This is a genomic window from Nocardia noduli, assembly GCF_019038455.1.
GTDB lineage: Bacteria > Actinomycetota > Actinomycetes > Mycobacteriales > Mycobacteriaceae > Nocardia > Nocardia noduli.
On sequence record NZ_JAFMPL010000087.1, the window covers coordinates 1 to 15,383 of the forward strand.

Annotated in this window: 16 protein-coding genes; 14 read left to right on the forward strand and 2 right to left on the reverse strand. The window is 66.0% G+C overall.

What is annotated here, in order from left to right; genetic code table 11:
* Positions 1-101: 101 nt before the first annotated feature.
* The gene (locus JZ792_RS31215) at positions 102-566 is read left to right on the forward strand and encodes a hypothetical protein (protein ID WP_216916300.1); all 465 of its coding nucleotides are present in this window, start codon (positions 102-104) and stop codon (positions 564-566) included.
* Positions 563-916, forward strand: coding sequence for a hypothetical protein (locus JZ792_RS31220; protein ID WP_216916303.1), 354 nt, complete (start codon positions 563-565; stop codon positions 914-916). Before JZ792_RS31215 ends, JZ792_RS31220 begins: the two co-directional genes overlap by 4 nt.
* A gap of 53 nt (positions 917-969) precedes the next feature.
* Here JZ792_RS31220 and JZ792_RS31225 read toward each other — a convergent pair whose 3' ends face one another.
* Positions 970-2,073 (reverse strand): acyl-CoA dehydrogenase family protein, encoded by a 1,104-nt coding sequence (locus JZ792_RS31225; RefSeq protein WP_216916306.1) that lies wholly within the window; start codon positions 2,071-2,073, stop codon positions 970-972.
* A 26-nt stretch (positions 2,074-2,099) separates the two neighbouring features.
* Positions 2,100-3,293: an acyl-CoA dehydrogenase family protein gene (locus JZ792_RS31230; protein WP_216916309.1), complete on the reverse strand. Its 1,194-nt coding sequence runs from the start codon at positions 3,291-3,293 to the stop codon at positions 2,100-2,102.
* Between the two features lie 165 nt (positions 3,294-3,458).
* On the opposite strand from JZ792_RS31230, the gene JZ792_RS31235 reads away from it, so the two are divergent.
* The 12 genes from JZ792_RS31235 (at position 3,459) to JZ792_RS31290 (ending at position 15,210) form a co-directional block, all read left to right on the forward strand.
* The gene (locus JZ792_RS31235) at positions 3,459-3,647 is read left to right on the forward strand and encodes a ferredoxin (RefSeq protein ID WP_216916311.1); all 189 of its coding nucleotides are present in this window, start codon (positions 3,459-3,461) and stop codon (positions 3,645-3,647) included.
* A gap of 121 nt (positions 3,648-3,768) precedes the next feature.
* Positions 3,769-4,686: a 3-oxoacyl-ACP reductase gene (locus JZ792_RS31240; protein ID WP_216916313.1), complete on the forward strand. Its 918-nt coding sequence runs from the start codon at positions 3,769-3,771 to the stop codon at positions 4,684-4,686.
* Positions 4,687-4,985: 299 nt separating this feature from the next.
* Positions 4,986-5,750, forward strand: coding sequence for an MlaE family ABC transporter permease (locus JZ792_RS31245; RefSeq protein WP_216916315.1), 765 nt, complete (start codon positions 4,986-4,988; stop codon positions 5,748-5,750).
* Positions 5,751-5,754: 4 nt separating this feature from the next.
* Positions 5,755-6,606, forward strand: coding sequence for an MlaE family ABC transporter permease (locus JZ792_RS31250; protein WP_216916318.1), 852 nt, complete (start codon positions 5,755-5,757; stop codon positions 6,604-6,606).
* An 8-nt stretch (positions 6,607-6,614) separates the two neighbouring features.
* On the forward strand, positions 6,615-7,835 hold the full coding sequence (locus JZ792_RS31255; RefSeq protein WP_216916320.1) for an MCE family protein: 1,221 nt from the start codon (positions 6,615-6,617) through the stop codon (positions 7,833-7,835).
* Entirely contained in the window at positions 7,832-8,860 is a 1,029-nt protein-coding gene (locus JZ792_RS31260) for an MCE family protein (RefSeq protein WP_216916323.1), read from the forward strand. The genes JZ792_RS31255 and JZ792_RS31260 overlap by 4 nt, the downstream gene beginning before the upstream one ends.
* Positions 8,853-9,920, forward strand: a complete 1,068-nt coding sequence (locus JZ792_RS31265) for an MCE family protein (RefSeq protein ID WP_216916325.1) — start codon at positions 8,853-8,855, stop codon at positions 9,918-9,920. Before JZ792_RS31260 ends, JZ792_RS31265 begins: the two co-directional genes overlap by 8 nt.
* Entirely contained in the window at positions 9,917-11,161 is a 1,245-nt protein-coding gene (locus JZ792_RS31270) for an MCE family protein (protein ID WP_109525195.1), read from the forward strand. The genes JZ792_RS31265 and JZ792_RS31270 overlap by 4 nt, the downstream gene beginning before the upstream one ends.
* Entirely contained in the window at positions 11,158-12,405 is a 1,248-nt protein-coding gene (locus JZ792_RS31275) for an MCE family protein (RefSeq protein WP_216916327.1), read from the forward strand. Before JZ792_RS31270 ends, JZ792_RS31275 begins: the two co-directional genes overlap by 4 nt.
* A complete protein-coding gene (locus tag JZ792_RS31280) occupies positions 12,402-13,820 on the forward strand; it encodes an MCE family protein (RefSeq protein WP_216916330.1) in 1,419 nt (472 codons plus the stop codon). Before JZ792_RS31275 ends, JZ792_RS31280 begins: the two co-directional genes overlap by 4 nt.
* Positions 13,817-14,716: an Rv1363c family protein gene (locus JZ792_RS31285; protein ID WP_216916332.1), complete on the forward strand. Its 900-nt coding sequence runs from the start codon at positions 13,817-13,819 to the stop codon at positions 14,714-14,716. Before JZ792_RS31280 ends, JZ792_RS31285 begins: the two co-directional genes overlap by 4 nt.
* On the forward strand, positions 14,713-15,210 hold the full coding sequence (locus JZ792_RS31290; protein ID WP_216916334.1) for a h domain protein: 498 nt from the start codon (positions 14,713-14,715) through the stop codon (positions 15,208-15,210). Before JZ792_RS31285 ends, JZ792_RS31290 begins: the two co-directional genes overlap by 4 nt.
* Positions 15,211-15,383: the final 173 nt, after the last annotated feature.

Sequence of the window (15,383 nt, forward strand, 5' to 3'; positions counted from 1 at the left end):
TCACCGACCTGGCCCCCACCCTCCAGCGCTACCTGACCGGCACTCACACCCCCGATTCGCGTTAACTGAACTACTTCAGCATTCTGTGTACCCTTGGGTGTATGACCGCTCGCGTTTTCCCGTTCAGTGACCTCATCCGCAAGCAGACGTCGGTATTTCCGGCCTTGGACGATGCCGACGTCGTTCTGGAGCGGCGCGATGCCGAGAATCTGGTGCTGTCGAGGTCCGAGCGGTTCGAGGCCAAGGAAGCCGCGATCGGCCTGCTGGCGAGAACTGTCGCGATCATCGCCAGGTCCAATCGGAGCCTGGCCGAAGAGGTCTTCTCCGAGGAACTCCCGTGGCTGAAATGGCTACCGGAGGAAGGACGCGGCGAGGCGATCTCCGAACTGCTCGATCATCTGATCGCCGGTGCGGCCACCGGGCTCTTCACACCGTTCGCCCGCGATCTGATCGCGTGGCAGCACACCGCCGAGATCTACGCCCAACCCGAGCTGGCGCATCGCCTTGCCGGTCCGTTCGATACGGCCGATTTCGTCGAGGTGGACCGCCCGGGGCGCGGCCGATGAAGTTGCGCAGGGGAGACGAGGTTCCGCGACCGCGGCCGTGGCGAGTGCTGGTACACAACCTGGATGCCGCACGCGGTTGGGCCGACCTGCTTGCTCAGGCACCCGGCAATCTCGACCGGGCGTGGGTCGACATCACCGCTGATCCACGCAGTGTCGCCGATCCGTCGAGGCAGCATCGGCTGAAGTTCAACGTGAAGTCGATCAAATTGGGTGGTGTCGAACTGGAGCAGTGGCAGTACGAGATCACCGGTGGCGGTCGCATCTGGTATGCGATCGATGACGAGAGTCGAACGCTGTACCTCACGCTGGCCGGTACCGGGCATCCACGGCAGACCGATCGGCGTCGGTAGCCGTCGATCGCCAGACCCACCGCAGGTGCGGTGGGTCCGGCTTGGACGAGGGGTCAGGCGGGGTCGGCCAGGAGGGCGCCGAGGCCGCGGAGGTGGTCGGTGGCGGGGCCGAGGGCGAATTCGTTGTGTTTGGCGGCGGTGAAGTAGTTGTGCACGATGTGGTCGCGGTCGATGCCGACGCCGCCGTGCACGTGCACGAGGGTGTGGGCGACCCGGTGGCCCGCGTCGGCGGCCCAGAACTTGGCGGTGTGCACGGCTTCGCCCGCGGGCAGGTTCTCCGACAGTCGCCAGGCCGCCTGGGTGACGGCCAGGCGCAGGCCCTGTACGTCGATGTAGGCGTCGGCGAGGCGCTGGGCGACGGCCTGGAAGGAGCCGATCGGTTTGCCGAATTGTTCACGCTCGCGGGCGTATTCGGCGACCAGGTCGAGGGCCTTCTCCAGGGTGCCGAGTTGCTGGGCGGCCAGTCCGAGCCACGCGCGGCCGAGGAGCCAGTCCAGGATCTGCGCGCCGGATTCGACCGTCGCGACCAATTCGGCGGGGGTGTCGGTCAATTCGACGGAGTATTCGGCGCTCCAGTCGACCACCTGCTGCAAGGTCGAGTGCACGGTGGTGTGGGCGGGATCGACGAGGAAGATCGCGGGAACGCCGGAGACGTTCGCGGGAACCAGGATTCGGGCGGCGCGGTCGGCGTGCGGCACGGTGATCTTGGATCCGGTGACCAGCCAGCCGCCCGCGTCCTGCCTGGCGACGGTCACCGGTCGGGTCGGCTCCCAGTTGTATTCCTCGGCCAGCGCGGCGGTCAGCACGATCTCGCCCGCGCCCGCCCGCCGAGCCAGCTCGCGCTGGGTGTCGTCACCGAATGCCGCCAGCGCGTTCGCGGCGACGACGATCGACCACAGGTACGGCACCGCGGCCACCGATTTGCCGAGCTCGCGCAGTACGGCGCTCTGTTCGAGCACGCCGAAATCGCCGCCGCCCGCACTCTCGGGCAGCGCCGCCGCGAGTACGCCGGTTTCGGCGAGCGCCTGCCACAGCGCGTCGTCGAAACGTCCGGCGCTGTCGAGTTCGCGCAGTCGGTCGGCGGTCACGAGTTTGCCGGTCACCTCGGCGGTGAGGCGGGCGAGATCGCCCTGGGCCTCGGTCTGGGTGAAATCCATGGGTCTTCCCTGCTTTCCGAAGTCTGTCAGCGGGCCGAGGCGGGCTGGCGCAGCGCGGTCATGGCGATGATGTCGCGCTGGACCTCGTTGGTGCCGCCACCGAAGGTGAGGATCAGCGCGGCGCGATGGAAGCGTTCGAGCCGTCCGCGCAGCTGCGCGCCGGGGGAGTCCTGGCGCAGGTAGGCCTGGGGGCCGAGCACCTCCATCAGCAGCCGGTAGGCCTCGGTGGCCAGTTCGGTGCCGTACACCTTGCAGGTCGAGGCGTCCCACGGCCGCGGGGCCGCGTCACCGCCCGCGTCGGCGCGGCTGGCGATCTCCCAGTTGAGCAACTTCAGGTATTCGAGTTTCGCGTAGACCTTCGCGAGGTTGAGTTGCACCCATTCCCGGTCGATGACGCGCGAACCGTCGCCCGCCTTGGTGGCGCGCGCCCATTCGATGGTCTGGTTCAACGCGACGCCGAGCGGTCCCGCCGAGGTGAGCGCGACCCGCTCGTGGTTGAGCTGGTTGGTGATCAGCGACCAGCCGCCGTGTTCCTGCCCGACCAGCGAACTCACCGGAACCCGGACGTCCTGGTAGTAGGTGGCGCTGGTGTCGGGGCCCGCCATGGTGTGCACCGGCGTCCAGGAGAAACCCTCGGCGCTGGTCGGCACGATGAGCATGCTGATGCCCTTGTGCTTCTTCGCGCCGGTGTCGGTGCGAACGGCCAGCCAGATGTAGTCGGCGTAGGCGATCAGGCTGGTCCACATCTTCTGGCCGTTGATCACGTAGTCGTCGCCGTCGCGTACCGCGCTGGTGCGCAGGCTCGCCAGGTCGGTGCCCGCGCCGGGCTCGGAGTAGCCGATCGCGAAATGCAGTTCACCCGCGGCGATCTTGGGCAGGAAGAACTTCTTCTGCTCCTCGCTGCCGTAGTGCATGATCGTCGGCGCGACGGAGTTGATGGTCAGGAACGGCACCGGTGCGCCGGCGATGGCCGCTTCGTCGGTGAAGATCAGCTGATCCATGACGGGGCGGTCCTGACCGCCGTATTCTTCGGGCCAGGCGAGGGTGAGCCAGCCGTCGCGGCCCATGTCCTGTACGACCTCACGGTAGACGTTGCCGTGCCCGTATTCGCCGGTCGTCGCGCTCAGCGCTTCCCGGCGCTCGGGTGTCATGAGCCGCGCGAAGTAGTCGCGCAGCTCCGCGCGGAGCTGCTCCTGCTGCGGCGTATACGCAATGCGCATGGCAAAACCTCGAGCCTTCGTTGGATTCGGTTGATCCGATGATTGCATATCGACTGAAACATGTTCCAGTATTGACCGCGAACCCGGTCATTGGCCGCGCACGCGCCGCCCCCGGCTTGTAGGCTTCGAACAGTAGGCAGTTGAGTGCTCGGCGAGGAGTTTTTCATGAAGGTGACCGTCGATTTCGACCAGTGCGAGGCCAACGGAATATGCGTCGGATTCGCCCCCGACGTGTTCGAACTCGATGACGACGACCAGTTGCACGTGCATGGAGGCGAGGTACCGGAGAACCTGCTCGCCGATGTGCGGGACGCGGTGGCCCAGTGTCCGAAGGCCGCGCTGAAGCTGGAATGAATACTGCTTGCCCATCGGTAGGAACACGTTCTAAAGTCGGCCCGGTGAGTGAGCGAAGCGTGCGAACCGGAAACCCATCGCGCGGTGCGCGCGACATCGTCGAGCGGAACGGGGCGGTGTCATGACCGACGGTGTGAGCGAATCCGCGGTCGATCTGGCGGGCAAGGTAGCGATCGTCACCGGCGCGGGGGCCGGACTCGGTAAGGCCGAGGCGCTCGCCTTGGCCGCCGCGGGCGCCTCGGTGGTGGTCAACGATCTGGCCGACAGCGATGTGGTGGCGGCGACCCTCGCCGAGATCAGGGCGCTGGGCGCCAAGGCCGAATTCGTCGCGGGCAGTATCGCGGAACGGTCAACCGCCGACGCGCTGATCCGGGTGGCGAACGAGGCGTTCGGCGGCGTGGACATCGTGGTCAACAACGCGGGCATCACCCGCGACCGGATGCTGTTCAACATGTCCGACGAGGATTTCGACGCGGTCGTCGCCGTGCACCTGCGCGGACATTTCCTGCTCACCCGAAATGCCGCCGCCTATTGGCGCGCGAAGTTCAAGGAGTCGGGCGCTCCGGTATACGGACGTCTGATCAACACCTCCTCCGAAGCCGGTCTACTCGGCCCGCCGGGGCAGGGGAACTACGGCGCGGCCAAGGCGGGTATCACCGCGCTGACGCTCACCGCGGCGCGCGCGCTGGCGAAAGTGGGGGTACGTGCCAACGCCATCGCGCCGCGAGCGCGTACGGCGATGACCGAGGCCTCTTTCAGTGCCGCGCCGGACGCGGGCGTCGATCCGCTCTCTCCCGACCACGTGGCCCGTTTGGTGGCCTATCTGGCCTCACCGGCCGCCGACGCGATCAGCGGGCAGCTGTTCGTCGTCTACGGGCCGATGGTCGCGTTGATGGCCGCGCCCGTGGTCGAGCGGCGTTTCGACGCCGAGGGTGAAGAGTGGAATCCCGAAGCTCTCGCCGACACGCTCGGGGGCTATTTCGCCGATCGTCCGGTGAACCAGACCTTCTCCGCGTCCGCGCTCTACGATCTCGGCTGACGCCGGACCGATGGCAGCTGCCTTCGGTTCGTACTGATCGGTTGTCCAATTCTTGATCCCGACCCAGACACTTGGTACACATGGGAGTCTAGTGATGTGTGTGACGGCTCACAGCCGGGGCGCAGGTCATTTCTGATACGTGTTACAACTTCAGACCCTCTTTTAGAGGAAAATAGCAGTTCAAAACCATGAAAAGCTCGCATCTCAAAAATGAACATGTTCTAATCATTCCGGCGACGCGGCCCTTCGGTGGGCCGTGTCGCACGTAACACGAGCACGTTGAGCAAGGAGGATCGCGGATGAACGAGGTCCTTGCCGTGCCGCTGCGGGCAGTCGGAGGGTTCTTCGAACTCAGCGCCGACGTCGCCCGCGCGAGCATCCGCAGGCCCTTCCAAGCGCGTGAGTTCATCGATCAGTCCTGGTTCATCGCACGGGTGTCCCTCGTGCCGACCCTGCTGGTCGCGATCCCGTTCACCGTGCTGGTGAGCTTCACGCTGAATATCCTGCTTCGCGAGATCGGCGCCGCCGACCTCAGCGGCGCGGGGGCGGCCTTCGGCGCCGTCACCCAGGTCGGTCCGATCGTCACGGTGCTGATCGTGGCGGGTGCGGGCGCCACCGCGATCTGCGCAGACCTCGGGGCCAGGACGATCCGCGAAGAGATCGACGCCATGCGGGTCCTCGGCATCGATCCGGTACAACGACTCGTGGTGCCCAGGGTGCTGGCCTCCATGTTCGTCGCGCTGATGCTGAACAGCCTGGTCTGCACCATCGGCATCGTCGGCGGCTTCCTGTTCTCGGTACTGCTCCAGGATGTGAACCCGGGCGCGTTCGTCAACGGCATCACGCTGCTGACCCACCTGCCGGAACTGATCATCTCCGAGGTCAAAGCCGGTCTGTTCGGGCTGATCGCCGGTCTGGTCGCCTGTTATCTGGGCCTGAACGTCAAGGGTGGTCCCAAGAGTGTCGGTGACGCGGTCAACCAGACCGTGGTGTTCGCGTTCATGGCGTTGTTCGTGGTGAACGTCGTCGTCACCGCCGTCGGCATCAAATTCACGGTGCGGTGACCCGATGGCACTGGTGATCCAATCCCGTTTCCCCCGGACGGTCCGGCGGGTGCGCCGGTTCTCCGACTCGTTGGACTCGGTCGGCAAACAGGCCGTGTTCTACGGGCAGACGCTGGCGTCCATCCCACGGGCACTGCGGAACTACCGCACCGAGACCATCCGGCTCATCGCCGAGATCAGCATGGGTTCCGGCGCGCTGGCCGTCATCGGCGGCACCGTCGTGATCGTCGGCTTCCTCACGCTGTTCGCGGGCGGCACGATCGCCGTCCAGGGGTACAGCTCACTCGGCAATATCGGCGTCGAGGCGCTCACCGGCTTCTTCTCCGCCTTCATCAACGTCCGCATCGCGGCGCCGGTGATCTCGGGGATCGGGCTGGCGGCGACGATCGGCGCCGGTTCCACCGCCCAACTCGGTGCGATGCGGGTGGCCGAGGAGATCGACGCACTCGAATCGATGGCCATCCGGCCCATCCCGTACCTGGTCGGCACCAGGGTGCTGGCGGGGATGATCGCGATCATCCCGCTGTACGCGCTGGCGGTGATCGCCTCGTTCCTCGCGGCCCGATTCGCCACCGTCGTCATCTACGGACAGTCGGCGGGCGTGTACGACCACTATTTCTCTACGTTCCTCATCCCGAGCGATATTCTCTGGTCATTCGCTCAGGCGATCTTCATGGCACTCGCGGTCATGATGATCCACACCTACTACGGCTACAACGCGGCGGGCGGCCCCGTCGGCGTCGGTATCGCGGTCGGTAACGCGGTGCGGTCCTCGCTGGTCGCGGTGGTCACGGTGACCCTGCTGATCTCCCTGGCCATCTACGGCACCTCCGGCAACTTCCATCTCTCCGGGTAAAGCGACAAATGGCGGATTCGAAGCATTCAGAAAATGGTCTGAAGCGCGCGCTGAGCGGCGGGCTCGGCCTGAAATTGGCCGGTCTGGCGATGGTGCTCGCACTGGTCGCGGTGGTTGCCGTCGCGATGGTCATGTTCGTCGGTGGTTTCACCCCGACCTCGAAAATCCTGGTCGAGGCGCCGCGCAGCGGTCTCGTCCTCGACACCGACGCGAAAGTAAAGGTGCGCGGGGTCGAGATAGGCCGGGTGGCATCGGTCGAATACGCCGAGGACGGCGCGCGGCTGCGCCTCGAGGTATCGCCGGACAAATTGAAGATGGTGCCGTCCAACGCGGGCGTCGATATCAGGTCGACCACGGTGTTCGGCGCGAAGTACGTCAATTTCATCATTCCCGACGAGCCCGCGTCGACCTCGCTGAAACCGGGCTCCACGGTGTCCGCCTCGCGGGTGACCGTCGAATTCAACACCCTGTTCCAGCATCTGTCCGATGTGCTGGCCCAGTTGGACCCGGAGAAACTCAACGCCACCCTGACCGCGCTCGGCACGGCGCTGGAGGGCCGCGGGGCGAAACTCGGCGATCTGCTCTCCCGCAGTGACGCCTACCTGCGCGAGATCAACCCCTATCTGCCGACCCTGCAACAGGATCTGAACAAGACGACCGAGGTGACGGGAATCTATTCCGACACCGTCGGCGACCTGCTGCGCACGGTCGACAACGCGACGCTCACCAGCCGTACCTTCATCGACGAACAGGACAACCTGGACGCGGTGCTGACGAATGTGATCGGGCTGGCCGACACCACGGGCGCGGTCCTGCGCCAGAACGAGAACAATCTGGTCACCGCGCTGGATCTGCTCCGGCCGACATCCGCGCTGCTGAACGAGTACGCACCGGCGTTGAACTGTGTGATCACCGGGGTCGGCGGATTGATGCCGTTGGCCGAGGAAGTCTTCGGTGGCGTGCTGCCCGGCGTCGGCATGAATACCAACTTCATGTTCGGCTCGAAGCCCTACACCTATCCGAACGACCTGCCGAAGGTGAACGCCACCGGCGGCCCGCATTGCGAGGGTGTCGTCGACCGGGCGCCGGAAAGCCATTCCGATTACCTGGTCACCGATACCAACCAGGGCGCGCCGTATGTGCCGAATACCGGTCCGATCACAATCAACGAGGGTCCCAAGGTGTTCCAGTTGTTGTTCGCCGGGCTGCCAGGGGTGGACAAGCTGTGAAGAACACCGCGACAACGGTCAAACTGACTATTTTCACCCTGGTCATGGCCCTGGTCTTCGCGGGCCTGGCCATCGTCTTCAGCCAGATGCGTTTCTCGCGTGAACACGGTTACAACGCGGTGTTCACCAGTTCCTCGGGAATTCTGCCGGGTGCGAAGGTGCGTATCGCCGGTGTGCCGGTCGGTTCGGTGAGTTCGGTGAAGGTGGGCAAGGACCACCAGGCGCACCTCGAATTCGACGTCGACCGGAAATACACCCTGCTCACCAGCACTCGGGCGACCATCAAATACGAGAATCTGGTCGGCGACAGATATCTGGAACTCATGGAGGGACCGGGTTCGGCCGAGGTCATGCGCTCGGGCGCGACCATGGGGACGGATCGGACCTCACCCGCGCTCGATCTGGATCTGCTGCTCGGCGGTTTCAAACCGCTGCTGCGCGGACTCGATCCGACCCAGGTCAACGATCTGACCGGCGCGCTGTTGCAGATCTTCCAGGGCCAGGGCGGCACGCTGGTCCAATTGCTCAACAGCGGCGGCTCGTTCACCAAGACGCTGTCCGAACGCGACGAACTGATCGGCAGCGTGATCGACAATCTGAACACCGTCCTGCGGACCATCGACGAGCGCGGCGACCAATTCGGCACGACTCTCGACGAATTGCAGCGACTGGTGAGCGGACTGTCCGCGAATCGCGATCCGATCGGCGACGCGCTGCCCAGAATCGCCGGGGCCACAAGGGATCTCACCGATCTGCTGGCGACGGCGCGTCCGGATCTGCGCAACACCATCGAGCAGACCGGCCGACTCGCCACCAACCTCGACGAAGGCTCGGACACCGTGCAATGGGTGATCGAGCGGCTGCCCGAAACCTATAAGAAGCTCATCCGCATCGGCGCTTACGGCTCCTTCCTACAGCTCTACGTCTGCGGCACGAATTTCCTGGTCGACGGCCCGAACGGGCAAACCCTGGAGGTCAAGATGCCGGGTTTGCAGGCGACAGGAAGGTGTACGCCCAATGAGTGAGAAGCGTTCGCCCGCGATCACCATCGGTATCGTCGGCATCGTCGTCGGCCTCGCGATCGCCCTGTCCGCCCTGCAATTCGATCGGCTGCCCTTCATCCGCGGCGGCGCCACCTTCACCGCGAATTTCACCGACGCGGGCGGCCTGCTGCCCGGTGACGCGGTCCAGGTCGCGGGGGTGCGCAGCGGTCGGGTCGAGAAGGTCGAACTCGACGGCGACAAGGTGCTCGTGCGATTCAGCCTCGACGAGTCGATCGTGTTGGGACAGAAGACTTCCGCGGCGATCAAGACCAATACGGTGCTCGGTCGCAAATCGCTCGAGGTGACGCCGCAGGGTTCGGGCGCGCTGCGGGTGGACGACACGATCCCGCTGGAACGCACCACCTCCCCGTATTCGCTCAACGAAGCGCTGGGCGATCTCGGCAGCACCATCGGCGAACTCGATATGGACAAGGTCGACCAAACCCTGGACGCGCTGTCGGAGACCTTCGCCGACACCCCCGCGCCGTTGCGGTCCGCGCTGGACGGGGTCACGGCGCTGTCGCGCAGTATCAACGCCCGCGACCAGGCGCTGTCGGATCTGCTGACCAGGGCGCAGAGCGTCACCAAGATCCTCGCCGACCGCAGCGACCAGATCAACGCGCTGCTGCTCGACGGCAACAACCTGCTCGGCGAACTCGAACGTCGACGCGGCGCGATCGGCCAGCTCATCGTGTACGTGAATCAGGTATCGCTCCAGCTGTCCGGTCTGGTCTCCGATAACGAGCCGCTGCTGAAATCGGCGCTGGACCGCCTGAATTCGGTGTTGAACCTGCTCCAGCGCAATAAGCAGAACCTCAGCGACGCGCTCGACAGCGTCGGCCCGTACGCGGCGGCGCTCGGCGAACAGGTCGGCAACGGCCCGTGGTTCAACGCCTACGTGGTCAACGCGACGAGTACCGAGTTGCGGCCATTGGTCGACGCACTGGTCTGGCCGGAACAGCTGCCCAACGATCTGCGCAATATTTTCACCCACCCGGCGCCGCCGTCGATCGGGCCTGCGGAAGAGGATCCACCGCGATGAGCAAGTTGAACGGAGTACGGACACTGCCGCGCTGGGCGTTGATCACGGCGGGAGTGCTGGTAGCCGCGCTCGTCGCGTTCGCTGTCTACACCGGTGTCACCAGGATCGGCAAGACCACGATCACCGCCTACTTCCCGTCGACGAGCGCGCTGTACGAGGGTGACGATGTGCGCGTGCTCGGCGTCAAGGTCGGCACCATCGACAAGATCGAGCCGGGCCGCGAGCAGGTGCGCGTCACAGTGACGATCGACCGGGGTGTCGACATTCCGGCCGACGCGCGCGCGGTGATCATCTCGCCCTCGCTGGTCTCGGCCCGGTTCATCCAATTGGCCCCCGCCTACACCGGCGGCCCGAAAATGGCCGACGACGCGACGATTCCGATCGAGCACACCGCGATCCCGGTCGAATGGGACGACATCAAGGCCGAACTGTCCAAACTCGCCACCGCCCTCGGGCCGGTCGGCGACGACGAACAGGGCTCGTTCGGACGATTCGTGAACACCGCCGCCGACAATCTGGACGGCAACGGCCAAAGACTGCGCGACACCCTGCATGAATTGTCGGCGACGCTGAACACCCTGTCCGACGGTCGGACCGATCTGTTCGGCACCATCCGCAATTTGCAGAAATTCGTCGAGGTGCTGTCCGGCAGCAACGAGCAGATCGTGCAATTCGGCAGCAGGCTGGCCTCGGTGTCGGAAGTACTCGGCGACACCTCGGCCGATCTCGGCGCGGGACTGGACAATCTCGATATCGCGCTGGCCGATGTGAAACGGTTCCTCGACGGCAGCGGAGCCGAACTCACCGAAGGCGTCACGCGGTTGAGCGACGTGACCCAATTGCTGGTCGACAAGCGTCCGGAACTCGAGCGGGTGCTGCATTCCGGGCCGACCGCGCTGGTGAACTTCTACCAGATCTACAAACCCGCGCAGGGCACGCTGACCGGTGCGATCGCGCTGAACAACACGGCCGACCCGCTCAGCTTCCTGTGCGGTTCCATCCGCGCGCTCGAATACGACCAGTCCGATCGCAGCGCCGACCTGTGCGCGCAGTACCTGGCGCCGGTGATCAGCTCGGTCGCCATGAACTACGCGCCCATCCTGCTGAATCCGGCCACCGGCGTGCACGCGTTCCCCGACCAGATCGTCTACAGCGATCCGAGCCTGGAGGGTCAGACCTCACCGCAGGTGACCGTGCCCGACGGTGTTGCCGGACTCGCCATTCCGGGAGGAAACCGATGACGCGCCCGCGTTCGATGCGGCGGGTCGCCGCACTCGCCGTAGGTCTTGCGGTGACGCTCGGCGTCTCCGGATGCGAATGGGACGGGTTGAACTCGCTTCCCCTGCCGGGCACCGAGGGCACCGACGGCTATCGGATCCAGATCCAGATGCCGAATGTGACCACCCTGACCAAGAATTCGCCGGTCCGGGTCGACGATGTCACCGTCGGCACCGTCACCGGCATCGAGGTGCAGGACTGGCACGCGCTCGTCACCGTCGCACTCGACCGTGACGTCCGGCTGCCCGCGAACGCGGTGGCGAAGATCGGCCAGACCAGTCTGCTCGGCAGCAATCACGTCGAACTCGGACCGCCCGAGGACGCGGCCCCGGTGGGCGAGTTGCGCGGCGGCGACGTCATCCCGCTGTCGCGGGCCGGGGCCTACCCGACCACCGAACAGGTGCTCTCCTCGCTGTCGGTCGTCCTCAACGGCGGCGGCATCTCACAGCTGGAAACCATTACCCGCGAACTGAATTCCGCTCTGACCGGGCGCGAGGACGATATCCGCGACCTGCTGCCGCAACTGGCGACGCTGGCGACCGGCCTGGACAAACAGCGCGAGGACATCATCTCGGCCATGAGCGGACTCGACCGCCTCGCCGGGCAATTCGCCGATCAGCGTGACGTGGTGGCACGGGCCATCGACCAGATCCACCCCGCGCTGACGATCCTGGCCGACCGCACCGCGAACATCACCGCCGCGGTGACCTCCCTCGGTGAACTCAGCGATGTGGCCGACCGCATCGTCAACGAGAGCGGTGAGGATCTGAAGGCGAATCTGCGCAGCCTCGGCCCGGTGCTCCAGACCCTGGCCGATACCGGCGTCAACCTCATCGAATCGCTGAAGATCCTGCCCACCTTCCCGTTCCCGATCAAGAACATCGGCAACGCGATCAAGGGCGACTACATGAACCTGTTCATCACCGTCGACATGACCGGGCGCAGGCTCGATTCCAACTGGCTGACCGGAACCCCGCTCGGCGGGCGTTTCGGCGGCGTCGAAGGCGTGATCGGCAGTTTCGCCCCCGATTCCGCCGCGCAGGGCGGTAATCCCGCGACCGGGCCATTGCTGCCGACGCCCGACGCGGGCGCCTCGCCCACGCCGACGCTGCCGGGCCTGCCGCCCATCCCCGGCCTGCCCGCCATTCCGGGCCTGACGGTTCCGCTGCCCGGAAATACCGCGCCACAGGGGGGTACGGGCCGATGACGCTCACCAAATTCGTCCGCGGTCAGCTGACCATCTTCGCCATCCTGACCGTGATCGGCCTGGTCGTGATGGGTGGGGTCTACGTCAAACTGCCCGCCATGTTCGGCATCGGCCGCTACGACGTCACGGTGCGACTCGCCGCGACCGGTGGCCTGTACCAGCAGGCCAATGTCGCCTATCGCGGCACGAACGTCGGCGTGGTGAAGGACGTGGTGCTCACCGACGAGGGCGTCGACGCGAAACTGTCCATCGACAGCGACTACAAGATCCCCGCCGATGTGGACGCCTGGGTGCGCAGCGTCTCGGCGATCGGCGAACAGTACGTCGACCTGGTCCCGGTCGACAATCCTCGGGGCGGCAACCTCTCCGACGGCTCGGTGATCCCGGTGCAGCGCACCAAATTGCCGCAGGATGTCGGATCGCTGCTCGACCAGACCGACCGGCTGCTGTCCAGCGTCGCCGACACCAGGCTGCGGCAGGTGATCGACGAGGCGTTCCGCGCGTTCAACGGCGCGGGTCCCGATCTGCAACGTTTCATCGATTCCGCGTCGCTACTGGTGCAGGAAGCGCAGAACAACACCGAGCCGACGAAAGAGCTGCTCGACCAACTCGGTCCGCTGCTGGACACCCAGATCGAATCCGACGCCGCGATCCGTTCCTGGACCGCGGATCTGGCGACGGTCACCAACACGTTGCGCGCGCACGACCCGTCGCTGCGCAGCCTGCTCCAGGACGGCCCTTCGGCCATGCAGCGGGTCACCGAGCAGTTCCAGTCGCTGCAACCGACCCTGCCGATCCTGCTGACCAATCTGGTGAGCCTGGGTCAGGTCGCCGTCACCTATCACGCGGGTATCGAACAACTTCTCGTCGTCTTCCCGCCGCTGATCGCGGCCTTGCGCACCATCATCCGCGGGCCCGCCAAATACGGCGCGATGGTCGACTTCATGGCGGTGGTCAACGATCCGCCCGCCTGTACGACCGGATTCCTGCCCGCCGACCAGCGCCGCTCGCCGAGCGAATTGGATTCCATCGACACCCCGCCCGGCCTCTACTGCAAGGTGCCGCAGGATTCGCCGATCGCGGTGCGCGGCATCAGGAATACCCCGTGCGCGGAATTCCCGGGGGTGCGCGCACCTACGCCGGAACTGTGCCGGACCGGATTCGTGCCCGAGGGCAACAACCCGCCGTTCGGACCCGTGCAGCCGGTCGCACCCGCGAGCGCCGAGACGCCCGACGAGGCGCCGACCGCGCCCGCCTCGTACCGCACACCGGCGGCGGCCAGATCCTACGACCCGTCGACCGGTGTGTACATCGGCCCTGACGGCCGGACCTACCGTCAGGGAGATGTCGGCCCCGGCGGCTCGGGAACGGTACCGTCGAGTTGGCAAGCGATGCTCGAGGAGCAGCAACGATGAGTGATATCAACGGCGATAACCACCGCGTGCGCAGGCGAGCGGTCCGTTCGGTCGGTCCTCCGGTGGAGGAGGACGACGGTCCGTCCGGCGTCACCGCGGTGAATGCCGAGAAGGTACCTGCCGCGGCGGGCGTGACCGCCGCGGCTCGGACCGGCGGTGTCGACGCCGTCGAGAAGGCGGGAAGCGATGCCGGGGAGAAAGCGGCGTCGAAGTCCGTCGGCGGTTACGGCGACGTCGTGGCGGACACTACGACTAAGCCGTGGGGCGTCGCGGCGAAGTCGGTGGTGACAGCGAAGAAGCCACCGTCGACCGCCGAGTCGAAGGCAGGCGAAGCCGACGAATCGGACGACACCGACACCCCGGTCGACCTGACGAAATCCGATGCCGACGCCACCGTCGAGAAGCCGAAGCGCCGGGTCGGACGCGTCGTGACCGTGGTCGCCGCCGCCGTGCTGGTACTGCTGACGGTGGTCGGCGCTGGCACGTCGATCTTCCTGGTGCACACGACGAACGTGCGCGACGAGCGACGTGCGGAATACGTGCAGACCGCGCGCCAGGCGGTGCTGAACCTGACGACGATCCGCGCGGATTCGGCCAAGGCCGATATCGACCGGATCCTGTCGCTGGCGTCAGGGCAGTTCAAAACCGAATTCGACGGGCGTGTCGATCCGTTCATGAGCATCGTGCAGCAGGCCAAGGTCGTCTCGAACGGCGAGGTCGTCGAGGCCGCGATCCAGCAGGACGACGAGAATTCGGCACAGGTGCTCGTCGCGGCGAAGCAGACGTTGAGCAACGCGGGCCAGGCCGAGCCGCAGACGCGGTACTACCGATTCCGGGTCACCGTGTCCAGGGGCGATACCGGTCTGACCGCGTCGAAGGTGGAGTTCGTGGCATGAGGATCCTCTCGGGAAAACTGGGACTGGTCGGCGCGGGTATCGCGGGCGTGGTGATCGCCGCCGCGGTGATCATCATGGGTATCAACGGTTTCCGATACTGGGACCATCAGCGGACCGAGGTCGCGCGCGACGAGGCGGTGACCGCGGCGCAGCGCACGGTGTCGGCCATGTTCACCTACGACTACGGCACCGTCGACACCGAATTGCCGAAGGCCGCCGACAACCTGTCGGCGAGTTTCCGCGAGGACTACCTGAAGCTGATCACCCAGGCCATCGCGCCCGGCGCCAAGGAGAAGCAGCTCACCGTCAACGCGACCACGCAGGCCGGTGGCGTCGTCGAGGCCGAGCGGTCCCACGTCGTCGTGCTGCTCTTCCTCAACCAGGTGACCACGAGCAAGGACACCCCGCAGGGCACGACCACGGGCAGCCGGGTGCGCGTCACGCTGGACAAGACGGACAACCGCTGGCTGGTCGACTCGGTGAACCCTGTGTAATCGGCGGCCCGGGGGCCGCGGGTTCGCGGCCCCTTGATGTCTCGCGTTCGAGCGGTCGAGACTCGCGACTTCGTCGCGTGCGCTTCGACCGCTCGAACGCGAGACGGGCCGCGAACAGGGCGCTCGTAAGGCTCGCGCCTGTGGTGGCTTTGTTGATCACGGCGCCACACCGG